General features: G+C 59.9%; 17 protein-coding genes. 10 read left to right on the top strand and 7 right to left on the bottom strand.

Annotation, left to right across the window (positions count from 1 at the left end):
- Positions 1 to 415, bottom strand: a 415-nt coding sequence (locus tag AB1576_05740) for an IS21 family transposase (GenBank protein MEW6081269.1), incomplete at its 3' end; no start/stop codon positions are given.
- Between the two features lie 818 nt (positions 416 to 1,233).
- Here AB1576_05740 and AB1576_05735 point away from each other — a divergent pair.
- Complete coding sequence (locus tag AB1576_05735) at positions 1,234 to 1,605, top strand: hypothetical protein (protein MEW6081268.1); 372 nt, start codon at positions 1,234 to 1,236, stop codon at positions 1,603 to 1,605.
- Positions 1,606 to 1,709: 104 nt separating this feature from the next.
- A complete protein-coding gene (locus AB1576_05730; GenBank protein ID MEW6081267.1) occupies positions 1,710 to 2,372 on the top strand; it encodes a hypothetical protein in 663 nt (220 codons plus the stop codon).
- Positions 2,373 to 2,849: 477 nt separating this feature from the next.
- Here the strand turns inward: AB1576_05730 and AB1576_05725 are convergent, their stop codons facing one another.
- Both AB1576_05725 and AB1576_05720 read right to left on the bottom strand, forming a co-directional pair.
- Positions 2,850 to 3,737 carry an SWIM zinc finger family protein gene (locus AB1576_05725; GenBank protein MEW6081266.1) on the bottom strand — a complete coding sequence of 296 codons (888 nt, stop codon included), beginning with the start codon at positions 3,735 to 3,737 and terminating at the stop codon, positions 2,850 to 2,852.
- Positions 3,738 to 3,748: 11 nt separating this feature from the next.
- Complete coding sequence (locus tag AB1576_05720; GenBank protein ID MEW6081265.1) at positions 3,749 to 6,793, bottom strand: DEAD/DEAH box helicase; 3,045 nt, start codon at positions 6,791 to 6,793, stop codon at positions 3,749 to 3,751.
- A gap of 841 nt (positions 6,794 to 7,634) precedes the next feature.
- On the opposite strand from AB1576_05720, the gene AB1576_05715 reads away from it, so the two are divergent.
- From AB1576_05715 to AB1576_05680, 8 genes are all read left to right on the top strand, one after another.
- Entirely contained in the window at positions 7,635 to 9,011 is a 1,377-nt protein-coding gene (locus AB1576_05715; GenBank protein MEW6081264.1) for a S41 family peptidase, read from the top strand.
- A gap of 68 nt (positions 9,012 to 9,079) precedes the next feature.
- A complete protein-coding gene (locus tag AB1576_05710) occupies positions 9,080 to 10,030 on the top strand; it encodes an S-layer homology domain-containing protein (protein MEW6081263.1) in 951 nt (316 codons plus the stop codon).
- A gap of 544 nt (positions 10,031 to 10,574) precedes the next feature.
- Positions 10,575 to 11,852 carry an S-layer homology domain-containing protein gene (locus AB1576_05705; protein MEW6081262.1) on the top strand — a complete coding sequence of 426 codons (1,278 nt, stop codon included), beginning with the start codon at positions 10,575 to 10,577 and terminating at the stop codon, positions 11,850 to 11,852.
- Entirely contained in the window at positions 11,849 to 15,181 is a 3,333-nt protein-coding gene (locus AB1576_05700) for a S8 family serine peptidase (GenBank protein MEW6081261.1), read from the top strand. The genes AB1576_05705 and AB1576_05700 overlap by 4 nt, the downstream gene beginning before the upstream one ends.
- A 90-nt stretch (positions 15,182 to 15,271) precedes the next feature.
- Positions 15,272 to 15,904 carry a hypothetical protein gene (locus AB1576_05695; GenBank protein MEW6081260.1) on the top strand — a complete coding sequence of 211 codons (633 nt, stop codon included), beginning with the start codon at positions 15,272 to 15,274 and terminating at the stop codon, positions 15,902 to 15,904.
- A 14-nt stretch (positions 15,905 to 15,918) separates the two neighbouring features.
- Positions 15,919 to 16,569, top strand: coding sequence for a fructose-6-phosphate aldolase (fsa, locus tag AB1576_05690; GenBank protein MEW6081259.1), 651 nt, complete (start codon positions 15,919 to 15,921; stop codon positions 16,567 to 16,569).
- A gap of 124 nt (positions 16,570 to 16,693) precedes the next feature.
- A complete protein-coding gene (rho, locus tag AB1576_05685; protein ID MEW6081258.1) occupies positions 16,694 to 17,971 on the top strand; it encodes a transcription termination factor Rho in 1,278 nt (425 codons plus the stop codon).
- A gap of 97 nt (positions 17,972 to 18,068) precedes the next feature.
- Positions 18,069 to 19,568 carry a diguanylate cyclase gene (locus tag AB1576_05680; GenBank protein MEW6081257.1) on the top strand — a complete coding sequence of 500 codons (1,500 nt, stop codon included), beginning with the start codon at positions 18,069 to 18,071 and terminating at the stop codon, positions 19,566 to 19,568.
- Between the two features lie 68 nt (positions 19,569 to 19,636).
- Here AB1576_05680 and AB1576_05675 read toward each other — a convergent pair whose 3' ends face one another.
- From AB1576_05675 to AB1576_05660, 4 genes are all read right to left on the bottom strand, one after another.
- Positions 19,637 to 21,184, bottom strand: a complete 1,548-nt coding sequence (locus AB1576_05675) for a Na+/H+ antiporter NhaC family protein (GenBank protein MEW6081256.1) — start codon at positions 21,182 to 21,184, stop codon at positions 19,637 to 19,639.
- 92 nt (positions 21,185 to 21,276) lie between these two features.
- Positions 21,277 to 22,746: a trimethylamine methyltransferase family protein gene (locus AB1576_05670; protein MEW6081255.1), complete on the bottom strand. Its 1,470-nt coding sequence runs from the start codon at positions 22,744 to 22,746 to the stop codon at positions 21,277 to 21,279.
- A complete protein-coding gene (locus AB1576_05665) occupies positions 22,743 to 23,402 on the bottom strand; it encodes a corrinoid protein (GenBank protein MEW6081254.1) in 660 nt (219 codons plus the stop codon). Before AB1576_05665 ends, AB1576_05670 begins: the two co-directional genes overlap by 4 nt.
- A gap of 117 nt (positions 23,403 to 23,519) precedes the next feature.
- Positions 23,520 to 24,671 carry a saccharopine dehydrogenase C-terminal domain-containing protein gene (locus AB1576_05660; protein ID MEW6081253.1) on the bottom strand — a complete coding sequence of 384 codons (1,152 nt, stop codon included), beginning with the start codon at positions 24,669 to 24,671 and terminating at the stop codon, positions 23,520 to 23,522.
- Between the last annotated feature and the right edge of the window lie 424 nt (positions 24,672 to 25,095).

Below are 25,095 nucleotides of genomic sequence, written 5' to 3'. Positions count from 1 at the left end.
GGCGGGTTTCCCCGGTATCTTTGTCAACTATGGGCACGGTTTGGCCCGCCCAATCTACAAACAGCTTTTCACCGGCCTTGTGTACCTGGCGCATGGAAACATCGATCTGGACGCGCCACTTGTGATAAAGATCGCACAACCAACTGTACTGGTAACCGTCAGGGCATTCCCGTTTGTACTCCGCCCATAGAAGCTCCAACGTTACTCCCTTTTTCCGAAGCTCCTTATGGATGTAGGCGAAATCCGGCTGGTTCCCCATAGGGCGCTTCTGCCTGCTGGGGAAGAGCAGTTCCTCGAGGTCATCGTCACTCATGTCCTCGGGTAACGGCCAGGAAAGTCCGGCCAGTCCTGCTCTAGTCAAGTGGTCCTTGACCGTACTGTGGGAGATGTGAAGGCTTCTGGCGATCTTCCGCATGGCCAGACCCTTCTCCCACCTGAGACGTAGAATCTCTCTTGTTTTGCGCATAAACAGCCTCCTCGAAAGTTTTTTCGACCTTTCAGCCGATAAGAGCGGTTTTCGCCATCGGCTTTCAAAACCTTCGAGGAGTTCCCCAATTGCTTAGCAGATTGTTCCTTTTCTGGGAGCTAAACAGGTGGTCGACTGATCCGGAATAGGTGGTCGCTCTCTAGCGGAATGAATGGTCGGTCGAAAACGGAATGGGTGGTCGATCTAGACCGGAATATGCACCCTTGCCTCCTGGATACAACCGCTTCAAGAAGTTCCTATGGCCTCATTCTGCCCATATTCCCCTATAAGGCTGAACCAACACAACCTTCTCCAACCATAAATTTCCTTCGCATTGCTCTTTGGCCGCTTGCCCCCTATAAAGACCTCAGGTTGGACCTTTCCGCGGAAGCTCCAGGTTCCAGGGAGCGGCCTGACCGTCGCAACGTGTTTGCTGCCATCGAAGGCGCACCCCAAGGCCCGCAGGCGGGGCGAGTCACGAGGACCGGAAGCTGTGCCCCACGCTCCATGTGCGCGCAGGATGCCTTCTGGGAGTCGAAGGGCGCCACAGAACGGGGGAGGCGGGGGAGACTAGAGGTAGGTTCAGTCGAGAAGAATACAGAAAAACCCGTTGACACAGGGCCGGGCGATACTCTTGGCGCGGCCCCGTGCTTTTTCAAACACGCATCTTATGACGACGGGTTAACCTAATAAGGGAGAAGGGTTGATCCTATCTGGTAAAAAATGGTATAGTGGATACAGAACGACGAGCCGGGGAGGTGCGGGCGGTGAAGAAGGAAAGGTCCGACTTCCGGAGGATCATGAGGGCCAGGCTGCGGAAAATCCCCGGATTAGAGCATGCCTTCGTCTTTGGGTCTGGGCCGGCCGTAAACCTCCTTCTAGTCGGGGATTTTCCCCCTGGAACTGCAGCCCACGCCGCGGCGGACCTGGAGAAAGTCACGGGCCGGCAGGTCAACTGCGTGGCCTCCACGAGCGGAGAAATCCAGGACCGCCTGCGAAGGGGGGACCCCTTCGTGGGGGCTGTTCTCAATAAACATTTCAAGGTTTACGGGGATGCCCGCGGGGTAGATGCCCTGTTCGGTAGTGGGAACCCAGGTAAAAGGGTCCCCGGATGCCTTCGGGGAACGGCCGGCCTGTAGCCCTCCCGAGGGCATCCCCGTTCCCTTGGGGGAAGGGTCCCCCTGCATGGAGCCGTGGCTATCACCACATAATAAGAGGAATCTAGGATTTGGGGGGGTTGGGAATGGAGAGCCGGGCAACGGTTAGTGCGTTGTCAGGTGAGGTCCCCGTGCCTGGGATGCGTAGGGGCAGGGGGAGAAACTGGACGCCCGAGGAGGATAGGACCCTTCTCTGGCTGGTTGATCAAGTGCGGGAATCACCCGAACCAGTCAATGTTACCGCTGCCCTCCAGGAAGCTGCTGGCGCCCTAGGAAGGACGCCGGTGGCGGTAAGGGCCCGTTACTACCGGTTGGCTGGAGACAATGGAGAACCCAGCCCACGAGTCAGGCGCAGGCGCCAGGACCCTGGAAACCAGCGGGAACCTTTCCTGGAGAACCTGTCGGGCTTCCTGGGAAAGGCCAGAAAGGTCGAGGAACTTGATCTGGAGGGCTTTGTCAAAGGACTTCACACGATTGCCTCGCTGGCCGCCAAGGCAAGTGCCGCGCCTGGCATCACCAGGGAGCTGGAAGCGCTGAGAGAGGAAAAGGCCAATCTGGAGGCTAAGGTAGGGCTCTACGAGGAACAAATGGCCCGGATGAGGGAGCAGTATGAGACCTTGGACTATCTTGTAAAGGAGTTCATTAACCTAAGCAGCGTTGACAAGGTGACATCCCTGGGCGACTTCGGGAGACGGCTGAAGTACCAGGTAGACCAGTTTGGCACTGTCATGAAGGTTGAAAGGGTCTAGCCCATGGAAGGCACTGGGGCCCCAGGAGGGGCCCCAGGCATGCTCCAGGTGCTGACGCCTATCTTCGACCCCACGTTTTCGGTCGAGCTACGGGTTAAGGCCCGGGCAAAAGGCCCACGACGCGGTAAAGAAGGCAAGGCAGCATGTGGAGGAAGGCTTCCTTATCAGCCTACTCTCCACATACCCGCAACTTCGTCAACCTTGCCGAACCGCCCGGTGCGGACCCGCATGCCGGGTGGTGTGGGGGGACGGGGGCTAGCCGCCCCCTCCTACCCGATCTCATGCTACTTCACCGGGTAACGGCCCGGCGCCAACGCCTTCCAACTCCGGTTCCAGGCACTAGGATACACCATCCCCCACCACTTTTGCCTGATGACTCCCTACATCCTGGCCGTGGAGGGGGTTTCAAGGCAGCGTGCCCGGGCTCCCAGATACGTCGGATCCCTTCCTGCAATGACATAGGAGAGCGAGGTGGGCCTACAGGTCCTCCTCTCCCTGGATCTCCTGCCCCAAAGCGAGACGGGACGCCTCCTTGGCCACAATCCTGTAAAGGGGGGCCAGGACATCCGTGAGTTCCTCCTTACCAAGGGAGACTGGACAGGGGCTGAGCCCTTTGAGCAAGGCTTCCGGCACCGCCGGTGGCACCATTCCCAGTTTGAACCCGGCCACCTGGGGTCCGGTGTTCCAGAATGCCCCTAGGCATTCCTCCAGAGGGGAAAGACCCTGGGACAGGGCATCCGGTATGCTCTCTCCCTCAATCCCGCCGCCCCCTCGGATGCTCCTCAGCTCCTCTATGACCTCATCCTTGGTCTTCCCCCGGAGGGCAAAGAGGAGGAAGGGTTCCTGATCGAAGGACTCCGCCAGTATGTAGAAGACCGCCGCTATGTGTTTACAGGGGCTGGCCCAGTCAGGACAGGAGCACTCCATATCCAGTTCCCGGCTGGAAGTGGGAAAGAGGGGTTTCCCCACCTTGAAAAAGACCTCCTCAATCTCCTGGGGCACCTCCCCTGCCAGCAGATTTGCCATGAAGAGCGCCTTTTCGGACATGGCCTTGAAGACTTCGGCCCAGCCAGGGGCGGGCAGAGGGGCCACGCGGACCTTGACTGAGTAAGGGTGTGCCCTGGTCCCCTGCACCGTGGCGGTGATGAGCCCGGGCTTTACCTCCAGGTCCATCACCTGCCCGCTGCGGGCATAGGACCGCCCCCGGGCCATCCTGGCAGCCATCCCCAGTCTCTCAAGGACAGACAAGAACCGCCCTGACCACCAGGATTCCCCTATCTTGCCCCGGCGGCTCTTGGCCTTGATGCCGTCCTTGGCCTTCCTGGGCTTGGCAGGTGTGTAGTACTCCCAATCCCGGTAGGGCATGCCCTCACCCCCTAGTCCTCCTCCACGGCCTCCTCGCCCAGGAACATGATCCTCCTAAGCTCCTCCGTGTCAAGCTCGGTAAGCCAGGCCTCACCTGAACCCAGGATCCCACTGGCAAGGTCTCTCTTGGTCTCGAGCATCTGGTCGATTCTCTCCTCCAGGGTACCCCTGCAAACGTACTTGTGTACCAGGACATTCCTCTTCTGGCCTATGCGGAAGGCCCTGTCCGTGGCCTGATCCTCAACGGCTGGGTTCCACCACCGGTCGAAATGGAACACCTGACAGGCCCGGGTGAGGTTGAGCCCGGTCCCACCGGCCTTGAGGGAGAGCACGAAGAGGGAGGGCCCATTGTCCCCCTGGAAGCGGCTGACCAGATCATCCCTTTCCTTCTTGGAGGTCTGACCGTGCAGGTACAGCACCTCCCGGGAGAACCTGCCCTCCAGGTAGGCCTTGAGCATGGTTCCCATCTGGGCGAACTGGGTGAATATCAAGGCCCTGTCCCCTGTCTCGATCACCTCTTCCAGCATCTCCTCGAGCCTTCCCAGCTTCCCTGAACGCCCCCCCAGGGCGCTGCCATCCTGGATTAACTGGGCAGGATGGTTGCAGACCTGCTTGAGCCTCATGACAGTCGCCAGTACAAGACCTTTCCGCTGGATCCCGTCCAGGGACGCGATGCCTTCCATGGCATCCTGGACAACCGCCTCGTAGAGGGAGGCTTGTTCCCGGGTGAGGTGACAGAACACCTTTGTCTCGATCTTCTCGGGAAGGTCCTGGATGATGTTCCTGTCAGTCTTGAGCCTGCGAAGCATGAAGGGTCCGATGATCTCCTTAAGAAGCGTTTGCTTTTCGTCGTTCCTGTAGCGTTCGATGGGAATAGCGAATTGTCTTTGAAAACGGCTTTCCGTTCCCAGGATCCCGGGGTTTAGGAACTCCATTATGGACCAGACCTCCGAGAGCCGGTTCTCCACTGGAGTACCGGTCAGGGCCATGCGGTGGCCGGCCTTGAGGGAGCGCACCGCCTGTGTCTGCCCGGCCCCGGAGTTCTTTGTGTTCTGGGCCTCGTCCAGGACCACCCTGCCCCAGTGTATCCTGGAGAGGAACTCCACATCCCTCAGGACCAGGGAATAGGTGGTGATGACCAGGTCTTTTTCCACGGCAGCCTCCAGGAAATCCTCGTCCTTGAGGCGATGGGGCCCGTGGTGCAGGTGAACCTGCAGGGAAGGGGCAAAGCGCTCTGCCTCCTGCCGCCAGTTCTCCATGACGGATACGGGGCACACGAGAAGCACCCGCAGGGGGTCCTGGCTCTGGGCCTTTTCGTGAAGGAGCAGTGCCAGGGTCTGAATGGTCTTCCCCAGGCCCATGTCGTCCGCGAGGCAGGCCCCCAGGCCGTAGCGGGATAGAAAGGCCAGCCACGAAACCCCTTTGGCTTGGTAGGGCCGAAGCGTTCCGTGAAACCCCGGGGGCTCCTGGAGGCATTGAAACCGCTCACTACCATCGCCCAGGGCTTCCTTGAGCCAGCCCTCGGCCCTAACCTCCCCGAGGGGTACCGGAAGCCCTTGACTGGTGCCCGCCTTGAGGCGGAGCACCTCCCTGGCGGTCATCCTCCCGTCCCAGCCGGAGGTACCAAGGAACTGGAGGATATTCTCGAGATCTGCCGGGTTCAGCTCCACCCACCGCCCACGGAGGTGGACCAGGGGGGTTTTCAATTCCACCATCTGCAGGAACTCCTCGTGGGGGACGGTGTCATCCCCCACGGCTATCTCCCAGGAGAAATCCACGAGACTGTCGAGGCCAAAAGAACCCTGGCTACCTGCCCCCGGGCTCGTCACCTTCAGCCGCAGGGCAGGCACTGAGGAGGGGCTCCTCCACCACTGGGGGAGGAGGACGGAGTACCCCGCCTGTTCGAGCAGGGGTGCATAATCCCTGAGGAACACGTAGGCCCCGGGCACGTCCAGGTCAATCCCAGCAGGCCTGGGCGTCTCCAGGGTCGCCGCCACTTGAGGGTAGAGGCGGGCGGCCCTGCCTAGGGCCTCCAGGAGTCTCTCCTGGGGGTTTTCAAAACTCCGGCCCAGGCACTTCAAGACATCCCGAGTTGCCCACACCGCCTGGGCCGGGATGAGGAGGCTGGGGTCGTCCCTGGCTTGAAGCAGGAATTCCAGGTGCCAGCCTGAACTTTCTGGATCCCCAGGGGCGCTGAGCCTCAGGCACAGCCTCAAGGGATCCGCCGGGCCTTCCAGTGCTCTAAGCCAGGGCGCCAGTTGAGTCGCCAGCCGGGCCAGATCCTCTTGGGGAGCCTTGATCACAGGGTTTGAGTCCAGGAGTGCCCTGATCCACATCCCCGGGGCCCGAGCCCCTCCTCCCCTGGGGACCCGGATCCCCGGGGCACCCTCCAGGCACAGGCGCACCAGGCTGTCCACGGAACAGCTCAAGAAGGCATGTAGGAGGGCCATGGGAGGTGTACCGGTGCCTGGCTCCAGCACCTCCGAACGGCAAAGGGGTGGCATGGCCTCCACTAGCAGCCTGAAGCGGCAAAGGTCGTTCTCAGAATCTGGCAGGTATTTCCACGAGGCCTTGTATTCCCCGTCTTCCCGTTCAAGTGAGGGCAGGAAACGACACCGGAGTGTGAGCTCCAGCGCAAGCTTGGCTGCCTCGGACCAGAAGGTCACGGAATCCCCCAGGACGACCACCCTGGAAGACCGGGGAAGGCCTGTGAGGAAGATCACGGCGTCCCGGGCTTCGAGCCCCGCCCCTGGCACCACCCATGGACGCAACCTGGCCTCTTTGCTGGGTGTGGCAACAGGCAGTGAAGGGGAAGGTAAAGGAGAGTTGCCCAGGGAGGGTAACCTGAGCCTTACCTCCCCCGGTGTGGGGGGCACCCTAAGCCCCAGGACTTGCAGGGACTCGGCCACTTGAGGCGCCTCGCAGCAAAAGGGATGTGGTCTTGGCTTCACCGGTGGCCTGCCCTTGCCCGAGGGCCCCTCCTTGTACTTGCCGGGCTCCTCCCCCCAGAAGAACAGCGTGTTCTCATGGATCCACAGGGCATGCAGCGTTATCATCCTGGACCTCCATGGATATGCGCGCCCCTTCACCAGGAACCTGGCCGCACCTTCCTATGCACGGGGCTTCTCGGGCCAGATCCCTCCAGGTGAGATAAGGTGCACTGCGCCTGGCGAGATCTATCCCTTTCCGTATTATACAGGAAATCCTTTTGCCTGGGTGAGATCGTGTGAATAGTGGCATCCCCCTTTGCCGGGATATCGAAGACCTCCGGGCAAACCACACATCCAGGGCCAGCCTTTTTCCCGTTGTTCCCATGACTTCCCGCGCGGGCCCAAAGGGTTAATACAGCGGGTTGACGGCAAGAGGTGCAGGGACCAGGCCTCACTGGCCCGCCAAGACGGAACACCCCACGTCAATGAGATTGTCCTTCACGCATGGGAATGGCCCGTCCTGGGCGCAGGGCAATATGGTGTCCACCGCTGCGGGAAGGACACCGTATCCCTCTCCCTACGCCTCAGGATGCCGGGCGAGTTTTGACGCCGTCACAAGACAGTTCCCCCTGGCCAGGCGGGGTAACAGGACAAGGCCTCAGGCACATGAGGGTGCTGGTGGAACACCACCATAGCCCTTGTGGTAGGCGCGCTGGCTGAGTTGCCGGCAGGGAAACAGGTTGTTCACACGTCAATGGCTCCTGTTAGACGTCATGCCGGTCCCCCACGGACCTCGGCCTCTCTTAAGGATAATGGTGCCGCCGCTGGTGTTCCCGGGTTGGCGGCCTCCCGCGTCCCCTGCCGCGGACGGTTACCCGTAACGAGGAAAAGCAGGGAATTAGTTCCGCCTGGCGTATTTCATGGGCCATAGGGCGAAAGGATTCGCCCGAAGGGGATGGTGATCCGGGTGAGGCTCAAAAAGCACTTCTTGTTTAGCGTGTTACTGGCACTTCTTGTGGCATTCGGCACGTGGAGTCCAGCTTCGGCACAGGGTAGTCCCGGCGCTGGAGCTCTTTCCGAGGTTCTCGATATGATAGAGCAGCACTACCTGAAGAGCGTTGACCGGAGCGTCCTCATCGAGGAGGCCATCCAGGGTATGCTGGATGCCATTGATGACAAGTATGCCGACTACCTGCCCCCCGAGGTCTTTGAGGACCTGTTGGAGGACCTTGAGGGCTCATTTGTGGGGATAGGCGTCACCATAGAACTAAGAGACGCCCAGGTCCGCGTCATGTCCGTATTTGACGGCGGCCCGGCTTCCAGAGCAGGGATTGAACCGGGATCCCTCATACTGGAGGTAGACGGCCAGCCCCTCACCGGCATGTCACTGAACGAGGCAGCACGGCTGATCCGGGGAGACGCGGGGAGTACCGTATCCTTGAAGATCCTCCCGGAGGGCCAGCAGGAGGCCATTGTGGTGGAGATAGTGCGGGAGCTCATAGCCTTACCCACCGTGGAGTGGCGCATGCTGGAGGAGGGCGCCGGGTACGTGAAGGTGAGATCCTTCAAGGAGAGTACGCCGTCTGATGTGTACAAGGCCCTTGATGCCCTGGACAAACAGGGTATGAGGGCGGTAGTCCTCGACCTCCGCAACAACCCCGGCGGGCTTTTATCCGAGAGCGCCGAGGTGGCAGAGGCCTTCCTTTCCAAGGGTCCCCTGTTCCGGCTGGTGAGGCGTGACGGGCAGTCTCGTAGCCTTTCATCCCGAGGCACACGGCCCCCGATGCCCACGGCGGTGCTGGTGAATGGTGGCACTGCAAGCGGGGCTGAGATCGTGGCCGGCGCCATACAGGACAGGGGTACCGGCTACCTGGTAGGAACCCGGACCTACGGGAAAGGGATGATCCAGACCCTAATGACCCTTGAGACGGGCGGAGGGCTACGCCTGACTACCGCGGAGTACTTCCTTCCCTCAGGGAGATCAATAGAGGGAAAGGGACTTGAGCCGAATTATGTGGTGGAAAGGGGAATAGGAACAGTTCCTCGCGCCAGGCTCGAAGTGCTGAGAGGGCCGGACCTGGGCGTGGGGGCCAAGGGAGATGAAGTCAGGGTCCTCCAGGAGATCTTGGCCCAGATGGGCCATGACCCGGGGCCTGCGGATGGTGTGTTCGGACCCAGGACTAGACAGGCTGTCCTTGGCCTGCAGGGAACAATGGGGGTCCAGGGAACGGGGATCCTGGACGAAGCCACCAGGGAGGCCCTACTGAAGACCCTTGAGGGGCAGGCTTCACATGATCCCCAGTTGGATAAGGCTCTTGAAATCCTCAGGCATTTCCTTAATTGACCACCGGGAGACACCCTGCCGGTACGAATACCTATGACAGCGGCATCCCGAACAGGAGGTGGGCAGCGTTGCCAAGGAGCAAGAGGTGGATGGCTGTAGTGATAACCGTGGCCATGCTGGTAACGGTTATCGGGCCGGCACTGGCGTCTCCTCCTTGGGCACCGGGAAAGCAAGTGCCCAAGGAGGTTCACGAGCGGATAAGACAAAGGCTCAAGGAGAAACTCTTCCAAGATGAGGACGAGGCTCCCTGGGCAGTTACTGTCATGGCGAAGGTGATGGCCAAGGGCCTGATGATTGGGTTCCCTGACGAGAAGTTCAAACCCAATGCCAGCATCAACTACACCCAGGCTGTGGTCACCGCTCTAAGGTACGCCGAGGTAGCGTTGGAGAAGGCGCCGGAGGGCTTCGATGGATGGCCACCAGCCATTCACACGCAGGCATGGGCCATGGACTATCTCTATACTGCCCATGGGAAGGGCTGGATCGACCTGGAGAGTTTCCAGGTTAACAAGGCTGCGAGCCGTTCATGGGTGTGTTCCCTGGTGGCCCTGGCCGCCGGAGATGAGCCTGAGGGTGAGACACTGGAAGACATCCTTGAGGAGCTCCCATTCAAGGACAAGGGTTCCATTCCCGGTGAGCATGTCTGGGGCGTCTACTGGGCATGGAAAAGTGGGATAGTACAAGGCTATCCTAACGGGATGTTCCTGCCAGACAAGCCGTTGACCCGTGCGGAAATGGCTAAGATCCTGGATGGGACAGACCTGGTCCTTGGGAAGAAATCCGTGGTCCGCGGGGCATTTGTTGAGTGGGATGAGATGAACCGCACAATCACAGTGAAGCTCGAGGACGGCACGGAGAAGTCCTATCCCCTGGATGAGGACGTGAGGCTCTTTGCTGTGGGAACCGAGACTGGCCTGGCCTTCCTGGCTGTTGGGGACCCCGTCCACCTTGAGGTGAGGGACGGCACGGTGGTCCGCATCTTCGTGTTGCCCACGGATGAGGAAGACGAAGACAACTGATGGTTAGAGGTCCTCGGAACCGTTCAGGAAGAGGCCGGTGCTCTGGCCTCTTCCTGGACTTGACGAGGAACCCAAACGCTTGCGGTACCATCTTATCCCAGCGCTGCTACCTGAAGGATTCTGGTCGGATCTAGCGAAGGTATCAATATCCTGGCAAGAGAGGCATGGAAGCCCTGCACTGGGAGCCGGGCTCCCCAGGCTTCTCCCAGGCGGAGGGTTAACCGGAAAGAACAGCTATTATCCTGGATTGTTAGGGCTACACTGAGAACAGGCGGACTCGCACTGCAGGAATCGCCCACCTTAGGGGAGGGCCCCGCTCAGTGGAGGTTTCCCAGAATAGTTACGGATCTGTCTGAATATGGTATTTGGGGAAGGATATGCCTAGGGTATCGTCGAAGACACCAACGGTTCCGCCATTGAGTGGCATGCTTGTCTCCTCCGAGAGTGCCCGTCTGAATCGCCTCGGACTTGGAGCCACTTCCATCCTGGCAACAGGCTCTGTGCTCAGCTCGGGCAATCCCACTGGTATAGAGGGTGATGTTTCATGAGGTACTGGAAACTAGGTTGGTTTCTCGTGCTGGTCTTGGCTGTGGCTGTCCCAGCGGAGGCTAACGCCCTGAGCGATGTGGACGGGCACTGGGCCGAGAGAAGCATATATCACCTTGAGGCCATGAAGATCCTGGCAGGTTTCGAGGATGGGACCTTCAGGCCAGATGAGACCGTCACCCGTAACCAGTTCGCCAAGGTTCTGGTGGCCGCCTTGGGATACTCGGAAGAGGCCGGTGAAGCCATGAGGTACCCGACAGTATACCGGGATGTGCCGGCGGGACACTGGGCTAGTGGCTTCGTCCAGGTTGCTTCAGACCTTGGCTTTGTCAAAGGGTATGGAGACGGCACGTTTCAGGGAGACAGCCCCATAACCCGCGCGGAGATTACCGCCATCATGGTGCGGGCCCTGGGCCTCAAGTCTAGGGCAGAGTCCCTGCGCACGGCCTCCTTAACCTTCGCTGACGCGGTGGAAATACCTGTGTGGGCCAGGGGATATGTGGTGGTGGCGTCCTCACAGGGCGTTATCACCGGCTACGATGATGGCACCTTCAGGCCCTCGGCGCCAACCAGCCGGGCCGAGGCATCCACCATTGTGTCGCGGTTCCTTGAAGGCAGGGGACTTCACTACCAGCACTATGGGGTGCTGGCAACGGTCTTTGAAAGCAGGCTCCTTGCGGATACTGACACAGGGCGGCGCTCCTTCATCCTGGGTTGGCCCGCGAGCGTATTCAGGAACGGCCAGAGGGTAGAGCCCAAGGACCTCAGCCCGTTTGACGAGCTCTTCATGGTGGGGAAACCCGACGCCCTGGTCTTCGTGGAAGCACGGTACGTGGACGAGCTTGGCGAAGCCAGGTCCATTAACGCGCAGGCGGGTACCTTTGGGCTGCGCATAGCCACGGGTGTAACCCGCACGCTGCGGCTGGAGGAGGGTGCCAGGGTGTTCAGGCACGGCAGGGTATCCACCCTGGGCAACCTGGAATCTGGGGACAGGCTCTACGTTGTGCATTCTGCCCTCACAGGCCTGGTTCGCCTGGTGGACGCGGTGTCATTCGATGTGTCCGGGATCGTCACCGCGGTCACGGCGGATTCCCTTACGCTGTCACTGGGCAACGGGGATGAAAAGAACCTGGGCTGGGCCCCCTCAGCCATGGTCTTCCTGAATGGAGTGGCAGTCATCCCTGAGGAGGTTGCCATCGGGGATTTCCTGGAGGCTCACCTGGGGGAAGCGGGGAAGATCGACTACGCGGAGATAGTACGGGAGGTGTCTCCGTGAAGAGGCTGTCCCTGATCCTGCTGTGCGGAGTGCTGCTCCTAAGAGTTGTTCCCGCTGAGGCGGTCCCCCTTCTGGCCAGGGAATCCACTGTCACTCTCAGGTTGTTCACAGAGCCGGGGGAGACCGGCCCCATACTGGACAGGGTTCTGGATCTGGGAGGCACCGTCCGCGTGCACCTCCCGGATGTTCATTACCTAGCTGTCGAGGTTACCCGCGCCATCGCCGCCCAGATCAGCCAGATTGATGGTGTGCTGGCATCCTCCCATGAGGGACAGCCCACTGGCGGGAGTTCATACTTGACAGGCCGGATAGTAGACCGTTATGATCACTTGATTCAACAAAACAACCTCAACACTGTGAGGATCCCTGACCTGCGCGCCGCCACTGGTGCCACAGGCCGGGGTGTCACAATAGCAGTCATAGACACGGGAATTGACTCTAGCCACCCCGATCTGAGACTCACACCCCTAGGTCTCAGGAAGGTCGTTGACTGGAAGGACTTTTCGGGTGAGGGCTACGTTGATACCAGAAGAGTGTCAATGAGCAAGGATGGTTTCATCAGTACCGCCTACGGGCAGGTGAGGCTTGGCCCGGTTACCTCCAAGAGCGGCCGTTACCGCTACGGGGTATTCCGCGAGGAACATCTGGATCCCCATGGTACCATCGGGGGGGATATCAACGGTAACGGCTCCACCAGGGAGCAGTTCATCGTAGTGGCGGTGGACTCGGCCACAGCCGGGGTCTACGACTACGTCTACGTGGACACCAACGGCAACCTGGATCTCAAAGATGAAGTAGGTCTCAGGGTGTACTCCAAGTCAGGACAGCACAACTACTTCCAGTCCGGGGCAAAGCCACAGTACCTCTGCTACGTTGTGGCCGACATGGACCCGTCAGGCAGCTTCGTGTCCCTGGGGTTTGACGGTAACGGGCATGGAACCCACGTCTCCGGCTTGATTGCGTCTGGCGGCTACAGGATGACGGGGGCGGCTCCGGGCGCCAGGCTCATGGTACTGAAGGCACTGACCTCTTCGGGAGATGGCTCGTGGGAAGACATCGCGAGGGCCATGACCTACGCGGCCCAGAACGGCGCCCACATAATCAGTATATCTGCGGGAGGGGTGCTCTCCAACGCCTCACTGGACTCCCCTGAATCACTACTCATGGCTGAACTCGGCAGGCGCTACGGCGTGGTATTCGTGATCGCCTCAGGCAATGATGGGCCGGGCCTAGGGACGTCCAGCACCCCTGGCCACCCCTACTACGCTATCACTGTGGGTGCGTACCTGTCCCCTTCCATGTGGAAGAGCATCTACGGGCATTCGGTGCCCAGCGAAGGTGTATGGCTGTTCAGCTCCCCGGGCCCCCGGCCCGACGGCAGCCTGGCGCCGGACGTAGTGGCCCCAGGCAGCGCGATATCCAGCGTCCCCACGTTCTATAGCCCTTCCGGCTACGCCATAATGGCAGGGACCAGCATGGGCGTGCCCTATGTTGCCGGATCGCTGGCCCTCATGAGAGAGGCATTGCAGAGGACCCCTGACAGCAGAGCGTACAAGAAAGCCATTTCCATGGGCGCCCGGCAGATACCTGGAGTACCCGTAGTGGAGCAGGGATTTGGGGTTTTGGATGCAATCAGTGCCTGGAACGGATTCCGGAACCTTGGCTCCATCCCGGTGATAAGGCCGCTCATCCTGCATGGTTCCGATTTCCGGGAGGGAGGGCTGTCGTACACTGCGCCAGCTCCAAGCCGTGCAAACCTCTACGTTGGGAGCTTCACACCATGGCTTGTCAGGCTAGACCTGAAGTCCACCGTGCCGTGGCTCAGCGTAGACAGGGACAGGGTGACCCTGCCACCGGTCCAGGAAAGGCTGCTGGGGGTGAACTACAGCATCCCGGATCTCCCAGGCCTCTATAGTGGCCTGATCACGGGCAATGACCCCCGTACGCAGGGCATTGACATGGCGGTGCTCAACACCGTTATAGTCCCGTACCGGCTTGAACCCCAAAACCAGTGGGGGGTTGCCCTTTCAGACGTGCTCCCGGCTGCCCAGTATCACAGGCACTACTTTGAAGTACCCCTTGGCGCGGATGAGATTACTTTCAGCCTCAGGGTAATCAAGGGGTTAAGGGCACAGGCTCTTGGACGGGCGAAGTTCTATGTCTACCAGCCAAACGGCCGGGAGGTGGCAGCCTCTGGCTACGTGGGTATGGGGGATGATACACCTGGTGAGAGCGTTGCCCGCACCGTGCTGAAGCCCGAGGCCGGTATATGGGAGGTGGTGGTCGAGAGTGACCCCGCTCTCTCCCAGTATGGCAGGGGCGACACGTACTACCAGATCAGGGCGAAGGCCTCGGGTGTGCTCTTTGACAGCACGCCCATTACCCGGTGGGTGCCGGCGGACAGGGCCGGGACCTACCTGGATATCAACGTTGACGTCCTCAACGCCACCGGCGCCCCCGTGACAGGCAAGGTGGTAGGCATGGGGCTTGCCAGGTCCGACCCCTTCCGCAGGTCCGAGACCTTGACCGTGACCGGGCGCGAGGCGGTCATGAGACAGCTCCCCGAGGTGATTGCGGGGATTGCCCTCCTAAGCGTCTGGGCGAGAAACCCGGCGGTATCAGCTGATTTGGATCTGTACGTTTATCGATATGATACAGTGAAGAGACAGTGGGTGGAGGCAGCCTCCTCGGCGGTAAAGGGCTCCTCCGAGGAATTCGTTAACATCTCTAACCCGGAGCCCGGCCAGTACGTTGCCTATGTTGAAGCCTACAACCTAGGAAGCGGTTCCACTTCCTTCGAATACGGATATGCTGTATTAAGGAATGACGGCACCATATCGGTGGCGGACGAGACCACCCAGAGGGCTCCCAACCAGAGGTGGACCGTGGGGGTAAGGGTACAGGTTCCTTCGTCAAGCGGAACCTACTACGGCAACCTCCTATTCACGTCGGGGCAGGGGTACCGGGGCCGGTTGCCCCTGGTCATCCACGTCGGAAAGCCCGAGGCCAGGATCTCCGTTACACCCCTCCTCCTTAGGCGGGATGTGCCTAACCAGGTGACAATCAAGGTAACGGACCCGAGCAATGGTGAGCCGGCAGGCAGGGCCGTTGATGTCAACGGCAAGCTGTACCATCTCTCCTCAGGCAGCGTGGTTCTGGAGATCACGCCAGAGAAGGAGGAGGTTGAGCTGACAGTGAAGGTGTGCGATCCGGACTGGGCCGAGGTACCCGTAACCTTCAGGCTAGGGGTGGGAGATAGGTCAGCGCCCCCCATCGAGTCCCCCGGCGAGCCCTTCCATAGCAAGGTGTTGCACCAGATGGGCCACTGATGTACTGGGTGCAGGCTAAGAGGTAAGAGGAGTATTTAAACGCTGGACGAAAACTCTATGTGTTGTTGTGTGCTTAAGGAGGGGTAGGAGTTGCTTGTAAGGCCCACTGTCACGGTGGCGCTGAGGTGTCCTGGCTGTGGCACGTTAGACTATCACGAAGTTGACCTATTTGCCTTCAGCCGAAACCGTGTCGTTGCCTTTGACTGTGCTTGCGGCCGCAGGAAGATGACACTCAGCCGCAAGAAGGGCCGGATCTGGATGGAAATGGCCTGTGCCCTGTGTGAGGAGACCCACCTGCTCTCCTTCTCTCCGGTAGACTTCTGGTTGCCGGACCCCCGCTCCCTGTTCTGCACCGATACTGAGGTGGAGGTGGGTTTCATCGGGAGTTGCCAGAAGGTCCGCGCCGTGGTTCAGCAACACCAGGAGCGTGTTGACGCGGCCATGGCCGAGGCTGGGCTGTGTGACTTCTTCGAACAGCCCGAGGTGATGTACCAGGTTCTGCACTACCTGCGCGGCTGGGTTCGGGGAGGCTCACTTTCCTGTCCCTGCGGGAATAACCGGATAGAGGTGAACATTCACCGGGACCGGCTGGAACTCGAGTGCCAGTCCTGTGGCCGTTACAGCACCCTTGCGGCTACCTCCTGGCGAGACGTGGAAGCCCTTCGCAGTATGGAGCCGCTGGAGGTCAAGGAGCGGGGGAGGAGGCTCTTCCCCGACAGCTAGGAGGGAGGAACAGGTTGAGGCTTTTTGTTGACACCGCTAACGTAGAGGAAATAAGGGAGGCCGCGTCATGGGGTGTGGTGTCCGGAGTGACCACCAATCCCAGCCTCATCTCCCGGGAGGGGCGAGACCTTGACCAGGTACTGAAGGAGATTGCCGCCGTTGTGCCAGGCCCCCTCAGCGCAGAGGTTACTTCCCTGGAGGCCAAGGCCATGATCAGCGAGGCCAGAGACCTCGCCAGGATCGCTCCGAATGTTGTGATCAAGGTGCCAATGTGTGAAGAAGGACTCAAGGCAGCCTCAGCACTGGCATCGGAAGCCATACCCATCAACATTACCCTGGTATTCTCCCCCAACCAGGCCCTCCTGGCAGCGCAGGTAGGGGCAGCATATGTTAGCCCGTTCGTGGGTAGACTGGATGATATAGGGCATGACGGGATGGATGTAGTCAGGGACACGGCGCTAATCTTCGCGTCGCATAACCTGGCCACCCAGATAATCGCTGCGAGCATTCGCCATCCCATGCATGTTCTTGAAGCCGCCCGGGCGGGCGCCCACATTGCCACGGTCCCTTTCAAGGTTCTCAGGCAAATGATACATCACCCATTGACAGAGGCAGGTATCGAGAAGTTCCTGGCAGACTGGAAGACTCTCAAGAGGAAGGCATAAATGGTTGACCCTTCTCAATGCCCCTGTGGGACCTTGTCCAATGTCTTTGTGATGCCTCACTTGTCCGCGTGACCGGATACATGCGTGATCAGCAGGGAAACAGACTATTAACGAGGTGAGAGGTTTGAGCATTGGCGAGCTGGAACAGTTGACCCTGGCGGAGCTCTACAAGCACGCCAGGGAGCTGGAGATCTCCGGCTACAGCACCATGCGGAAGAAGGAGCTCATCTTTGAGATCCTCAAGGCCAGGACCGAGAAGGATGGCCTGCTATTCGCACAAGGGCTCCTTGATATCATGCAGGAGGGCTATGGTTTCCTGAGGCCCATTCACTACGTCCCCAGCAGGGAGGACATCTACGTATCCCCAAGCCAGATCAGGAGGTTTGACCTGCGCACTGGCGATCATATTTCGGGCCAGGTGAGGAGGCCAAAGGACGGCGAGCGATACTTCGCGCTCCTCAGGGTGGAGGCGGTGAATGGAGATAACCCCGATGTGGCCCGCGAGCGCATTCACTTCGATGGCCTGACCCCCATCTTTCCCGACCGGCGCCTGAAGCTCGAGACAGCCCGGGAGGAGGTATCCACCCGCTTGATTGACCTGGTGGCGCCAATAGGGTGCGGGCAGAGAGGCCTCATAGTGGCGCCCCCCAAGGCTGGCAAGACAGTCCTCCTCAAGAAGATCGCCAACTCAATTACGGTAAACTACCCAGACATGTACATAATGGTTCTCCTCATTGATGAGCGGCCTGAAGAGGTCACCGATATGCAACGGTCAGTCAGGGGAGAAGTCGTGGCCTCCACCTTCGATGAGGTCCCCGAGAACCACATCAAGGTTGCAGAGATGGTCATGGAGAGGGCAAAACGCCTGGTCGAGCACAAGCGGGATGTCATCATCCTTCTAGACAGCATAACCCGGCTGGGCAGGGCCTACAATCTTGTTGTCCCCCCAAGCGGGAGGACGCTCTCAGGAGGGATAGACCCCACCGCCCTTCACAAGCCGAAGCGTTTCTTCGGGGCTGCCAGGAATCTGGAAGAGGGAGGGAGCCTGACAATCCTGGCCACCGCCCTCATTGACACGGGAAGCCGGATGGACGATGTGATCTACGAGGAGTTCAAGGGGACAGGGAACATGGAACTGCATCTTGACCGCAAGCTGTCGGAACGCCGCATCTTCCCCTCCATCGATGTGAAGCGATCAGGCACGAGGAAGGAAGAACTCCTGCTTACCCCCGGTGAACTCGACAGCCTGTGGGCCTTCCGTAAGGTCACCAACAACATGGGCACCGCTGAGCTTGCCGAGCTTCTCATTGAGAGGCTGAAGAAGACCCGGTCAAACAAGGAATTCCTCAGTGTCATACTCAAGGAACTCCAGGCCCTGGGAGACAGGAGGCAAGACCTCTAGGCCGATCCCCCGCTGCGGAACACACACGTGGTGTGAGGCGCACGGGCCAGTGGACTTGCGGCGACATTCATTCTATGGGCCTGGTGGAGGGATGGCCGTGGGTTTCTGGAGGCACCCCCGGAAACTCAGTTCCCAGATGGTACTCGGCCTAGCGCTGGTCAGTCTCGTACCTGTCCTGCTGTATGTGGTGTCACTACTCCTCCTGGTGGACAAGACCGTAGCGAGGATCGAGGAAACGGACATCAGGGAGCACACCTCGGGTGCGCGGCAGTTCCTCTTCCACATTGGTGAAGAACTGGGCAGTACCGCCCAAGACTACGGGATGCGGGATGACACCTACCACCGGCTCCTGGAGGGGAGCAGTGAATGGTTCCACGAGCAAGCCGGCACGTGGGTGTCCAAGAACTCCGGCATCGATTTGGTCCTCGTCTATGACCACTCAGGAAACCTGCGTTTCCAGTTTCCTCCCCAGGTTAGACCTGGTGAAGCACTTTCGCCCCACTTCGGGACGGGGCTCAGGTCAGGGCTGGTGCCCCTGGGAGAGACAGTCTTCCTGGTGGGCTTGTCCCCGGTAACCAGATCGGGAGGCAAGGGGCCAGCCGCGGGAACCTTGGTGTTCGGCCGGGCAGTGGACGCCGGGCTGCTCTCCAGGGTGTCATCCGTGGCCGGGATAGAAGTGGGGATGTTTCGAGAGAATTCCCAGGGGGTGTTCTCGCCGGGCTTTGTTCCTCATGCCGTTCCGGCTGTACTGGATGCCCCGGTCTGGCACAACGGACTCCTGAGTTACTCCCTAGCCCTGGAGGACCCCTCCGGGCTCCCTCTTGGACACCTTGTGGGACAGAGGCCTAGGCCCGTTGTGCCGGTGGTGCGCCGCCGAGTCTGGGGCCCATTCATCCCCGTGCTCCTGGCGGGGATCGCCTTGTCGATTGTCCTGGGAAGAAGGTTTGCCAGGAGTATCTCCAGGCCCATCATGCAATTGGAGAAGGCCTTCAAGGACCTTGAGCGTGATGAACAACCGCAGAGACTCAGTCCTCACGGGCCTTTCGAGGTCGGAAGCCTGCTGGATTCCTTTAACTCCATGGCCGCCTTCCTCGCGGAGCGTACCCAGGCCCTCAAGGATGCGTCAATGACGGATGAGCTCACGGGCCTTGCCAATAGGCGTCATCTCTTCTCCCGTCTGGAACAGGAAATCTCTAGGGCGGAGCGCTCGGGCACCGAGATGTGCGTACTCTTCTTGGACGTAAACGGCCTGAAGATGGTGAATGATACCTATGGCCACTTGGTGGGCGACCGGCTCCTCCAGTCGGTAGGGTCTGTGTTGCGCTCGAATACCAGGGATTCGGATATTGTGGCACGCTTTGGAGGCGACGAATTCGTCGTTGTTCTCCCGGAGGCCAGCATCGAGGAGGGCTACGTCTTCGCCCAGCGAATCAAGGAGGAAATGGGTAAGGCCTCAGCGAGCGTGGCTGGCATGGTACTGGCCATGCCGCCTCTGTCTGTGGGCATGTCTGTGTACCCTGGTGACGGGGCGTCCGCGGAGGTACTCCTGAGGGTCGCGGATAGAAGGATGTATGGCTCCCGGGACGCACTGGGATAAGGGGTAAAGGAGCTGTGAAGAGAGTGAAAGGGGAGCCAGCGACGGCTCCCCTTCTTTAGGGCGACGGTCTAGTCGGCCGTCTTGTCCGGAGCCACCACGACATGGCCCTTCCCGTGGAGGAAGAACAGGAAGGCTAGCAGGAGGCCCAGGGTTACCATGGCCGGGATGAGCCAGAAGGTGGTGAAGCCCTCTATGATGTAGCCCACGCCAGCCGCGACTGCGGCAACCACCGCATACGGTATCTGGGTCGTAACATGGTCGATGTGGTTACACTGTGAACCCGTAGAGGAAAGAACGGTGGTATCGGAAATCGGGGAGCAATGATCTCCGAACACGCCGCCTCCCAGCATGGCGCCGATGCAGGCTCCTACGCTGGCACCGGTTCCCAGCGCCAGGGGAATGCCGATGGGAATCATGATGGCAAAGGTTCCCCATGATGTGCCCGTGGCGAAGGAGATGAAGCAGGAGACAACGAAGAGGATAATGGGGATGATCCACGGGGCCAGGGCTTCACCCACCGCCTCCGTAACGTAGGCTCCTGTACCAAGGGTTCCAGCGACGGACCCGATGGCCCATGCCATCACTAGGATGACCACACCAGGCATCATAGCCTTAATGCCAGTGATGATGGCGTCCATGGCATCCTGCAGCCCTACGACTCCCCTGGGCACGTACCAGATGACCGCTACCATATTGGCTAGCAGCGTTGCCCACACCAGGGCCGTGGCGGAGTCGGCGTTACCCATGGCCTCGCTGAATGTTGCCCCCTCGAAGAATCCTCCCGTGTAGAGAATGCCTACGATGGCCGCTATGACCAGGGTCAGGATGGGTATGAACATGTCGGATACGCCGCCCCTGGTCGACGGCTCCAAGAGGGCCACGTCCTTGCCAGGGATATCCGTCACCCCGGGCCGGGAGACCTCACCCGTCTTGATTGCCCTCTCCTCAGCCTTCCTCATAGGCCCGAACTCCAGGTCGGTGATGGCTATGACTACCACCATCACCACGGCAGCCAGGGCGTACAGGTTCAATGGTATGGATTGCAGGTACGCCACGAAGGGGCTCTGGTCAATCCCGGCGTTCTCGAACTCCGTGGCGATGAGGGACACCACGTAGGCCACCCATGTAGAAATGGGGATGAGGATACAGACCGGGGCAGCCGTGGAGTCCACTATGTAGGAGAGTTTCTCCCTGGATACGCGGAACTTGTCCGTGAGCGGGCGCATGACTGATCCCACAGCCAGGCAATTGAAGTAGTCATCGAAAAAGATGATCACACCGCCCAGCCAGGTCAGCATCTGCGCGCCCTTCCGGCTCTTGACCCGGGCGCCGGCCCACTCGGCAAAGGCTTGGAAGCCTCCGGACTTCTGGACGAGACCCACGACCCCGCCCAGGAACATGGTGAACAGAAGCACCCGGGCTCTCCAGTCATCCGCTATCACAGCAACGATAACCTCAGATACCTCTTTGAAGGCTGCTCCTATGGCCCAGCCGGAGTAGATGAGCACGCCAACGGATATGCCGATGAACAGCGAGAGGATGACCTGTTTGGTAGCGATGGCAAGAATGATGGCTATTAAGGGTGGCAAGACCGAAACGAAACCGTAATGCTCCACTTCCGTTTCCCTCCTGTATGATGTATTGGAGCACGGAGGTCGCTAGATGCCGGCCCAGTTAACACCTCCTTTTTCACTCAGCTTGTAGGCGCTCAGGAAGGGCCTAGAGGCAGACTGCCCAAGCTGTACCTGGACTTAACCCGGGCCATGGCGGCGTCCAGGGACCCCGAAGTCTCCTCGTCAATCCGAGGGGTAGGCCTCTCCAGGAGCTTCTCTACCTGAGCCTTGGCTGTATCGAGGGAGGTAAGTGCGCCCGCCTCCTCCCACGTTCGCCGGTCGTGCCGGTCCACAGTGGGGCCTGGCATGTATACCTCCCTCCTGAACCACTTGCGGGTATGGGCTGTCTTCAGGTAGTCGCCTCCAGGCCCTAGTGACTGGATGAGGTCTTGGGCCAGAGTCTCCTCATCCAACTGGACACCCGAGGCAAGGCGTAACGCCATCCCGCAAATCTCGTTGTCAATGACTAGCTTTTCAAGGCTGAAGGTCCCCACGAAGTCCAGCATGCCAGGGCCGGAGATCACGTTGATCCCTGCCAGAGCCGCGGCCATGCCGCCGGTGGCCGTTTCCAGCCCGGCTTGGGTGTCCACCACCTTCGAATCGCTGAGGCACGCATAGGTATGGGTCGGCAACCCATAGGCCTTGCCCATCTGGCAGCTTCCCACACCTATCATCGTAGCCTCCACTGCACTCATGGGGGTTGTGCCGGACTTCATATCGAATACCACCGGTGCGCCTCCCCATATCACCGGGGCACCGGGCCTAGCTACTTGGGCCAGGGTCAGGCCGCTCAGGGTCTCAGCGGTGTGCACCAGGATGGAGCCCGCCAGTGTGGCCGGGGAGGCCGCCCCAGGCATGGGCATGGACACGAACTCCATGGGAAGCCCGAGGCGAGCGCAGTCAATGATGTTCTGCGCGCTGATGTGCGTCCACTTGAGGGGCGGAGAGGGACAGATGTCGAACACTGCCAGCGGTTGTTCCTCCAGATTAGATTGGCCGCCCCTGACTGCCGCCAGGAGATCCTTCATATCAGTAACGCCGTGGACGCTAAAGGCCCCTGTGATCACCGGCTTATGGCAGTTCCTCAGGACAATGTACAGGCGGTAGGTATCGGCGATCTCCTTAGGAACATCCCCTGCCGTGATGGCTGTAGACTGCAGCGCCAGGTTTTCCAGGTGCTCAGTGAGCCTGGCAACGGCAGCCAGGTGCTGAGAGCAGGAGTCTACCGTTTGCCCATCACTGGCCTGGAAGCGGACCCCGCAGGACCCCGGGTCAAAGTGTACGTTGTTGCCCTCCAAGCGGGCCGCTTCAGATCCCTGGCGGTCATACATGATTATTGAGCCCGGGGCCTTTCCCAGCGACCTCTCCACCAGGTCCCTGGGAAACCTGGCCATCTTCCGGGGAAAGTCCACGGAGCAACCGGCCTTCTCCAAGAGTTCCAGGGCCTCCCGGGAGTCGATGTAAACCCCGGCCTTCTCCAGGATTACGAGGGCCTTCTCGTGTATGGTGTTGATATCTGAGTCCGATAGCATCTGGTAGGCAGGCCTGATTAGCGGTTTTCTCACCGGGGTGCGCCTCCCTCACGAGTGACCAACCGGCGGGCCAGCTCCACTGCTTTGTGGGCGTTGACAGCATAGCCGTCAGCCCCGATTTCCTGCGCCCAGCCCGGTGTAACCGGTGCGCCCCCCACCATTACCTTCACCTGCTCTCGGAGCCCAGCCTCCTGCAGGGCATTGATGACTAGCCTCTGCTCCATCATGGTAGTGGTGAGCAGGGCGCTCAATCCCAGCAGGCACTTGCCCAGTTCCTTGACCTTCTCCACAAATGCCTCGACGGACACATCCTTTCCCACGTCATGCACGGTGAACCCTGCCGTGCGCAGCATGATGGCGACCATGTTCTTTCCCAGGTCATGCAGGTCACCGCTGACGGTCCCGATGATGAAGTGCCCCAGCTTGCTGTCAGTTGGCTTCCCCAGGAGACTTGGCTCCAACACCTGCATGCACTCCTGGAATATGTCGGCGGCGTAGACCACCTCGGGAAGGAAGATCTCCTCCTTGTTCCAGAGGAGCCCCACCTGCTCCATGGCTTGGGCGAGCCCCTGGGACACGATGACAGTTGGTTCAATCCCTTCTGCCAGCGCCTCCTGGACCCGAGAAAGGGCGCCATCCTCATCCCCCGTTACTATGCTTTCCCTCAAGCCAGATAGCCGGTCCGTCATATCCGCCCTCCTTCTTTGCGCATCCCCTCAAAGCCGGATCCCCTGGAAGTCAACCCAAAAGTGTTTCTATCCAGGCAGGCCCAATTCCTGCCATGTGTCTCTGGAACTTCCAAGAGCCTACAACGGTCCCTCAATGAGTATGCCCCTGCGCCTGAGCTCTCCGGAGAGTTCCTGCCAGGTATGTCCTCGAAAGGCTTCCTCCGGGGGTATTACGCCCCTGGCTTTGATTGCCCCTGCTGCCACCATCTGAGCTGCTATCGAGCACGTGTAGGAGGTTGTGCGGGCCATTGAGGTGACCCCTGTAACCTTATCATAGAAGTCTATGAGAGTGTAACTTACGGATGACGGGCTCTTGCCTTGATTGCCCCTTGCCGTAACACGCATTACCGTCACGTCCCTGGGGTCTTCCAGCGCCAGGAGGGGCGTAAGCAAGGCGCTGGTAACCTTGCTGGGTATCACCACCTGTTCTCCTACCCTCACGGGCTCGCCGGAGAAGAACCCTGCATCCTGGAGCACCTGCATCTGAGAGGCATGGCCAGGATACCGCACGGTCTTCTCGAAAGCCTGCTTGACACCTCTTCTTGGCAGGGTGAACAGCAGCGTGTTGAGGCCATCAGTGAAAAAGGCCTCGCAGCGGCCCACTGGCGGAGGGAACTCAATCTCCTCCACCCCCGAGAGCGGCTTCACCACCACTGGTTCACCATTCCTCAAGATGCGGCACGGGGCGCTGTATTCCTCAATGACGCTTTCGAAGGAGAACACGATTGAGTAGTTGAAGGGAGGAACCGGTTTCTGGGGCAACCCGCCCACCCATATATATGCCTCCTCGGGTTCGTCCAAGGCATCCACGGCGAGCCCCGCCAGGATGTTTCCAAGTCCGGGTGCCACACCACAGCCAGGTATGATGGTTACCCCTGCTTCAGCGGCCTCGCGATCCAGCCTGAGATAATCCTTTTCGCTCCTTAGGGATGTCAAGTCCACCAGGTGGCACCGGGCCTGAATGGCTGCTGTTGTCATGGCGGTGATCAGCGTCTCCGGGTAGGCCCCCAGGGTGACATCGGCCTCTCTCATGGCTTTCACCAGGGAGGATCTGTCGCAGAAGTCGAGAGCCAGGCCTTTGGTCTTGCCCTGGTCCCACCGGTCAAGCACCTGCCTTACCCGGGATGGGTCCGAGTCTGCCAGTGTGACCAAGTCCACTCCCTCACTAAAGACCAGGTCTTTCACCATGGCAGAACCCATCATGCCTGCTCCAAGCACTAGGGCCCTCACTGTTCCTGCCCCCCTACCTAGCCTTTTTCCCGGTCAGATCTTCGACATGGCCTAGCTTATACCTTCAGGGGAAACCGTTTCCCCACGGTGAAACGCTGGAAGCTTTGGCTGGAAGCAGGTCCTGGCAGCGGAGAGTGGCAGGAGGAACCGAGGCCAGGGAAAGGGGAGGGAGATCTATCTCCCTCCCCCTGGCTTCGCGTACGCCCGGCACGCTTAGATTGGGAGTGAAGGTCTCCGGTGGGAGTGGGTAGCATTATAGGTGAGTGATTGCGGGAGGTTCACAAGCGCCACGCCGTCTGCTATAACCCGAGTTTAACAGATAAAAGGGGCAAAATCTCCCGAAACCGTTGCGGTTACAGGAGATTTTGCGGTACTGCTGAGGTATTAAAACGTAGTCACATGGCCGTAGTCTTGTCGAAGCTGT

Source organism: Bacillota bacterium, assembly GCA_040754315.1.
Classification (GTDB): domain Bacteria; phylum Bacillota; class Sulfobacillia; order DUSP01; family JBFMCS01; genus JBFMCS01.
This window is presented reverse-complemented; position numbering and strand designations above follow the sequence as displayed.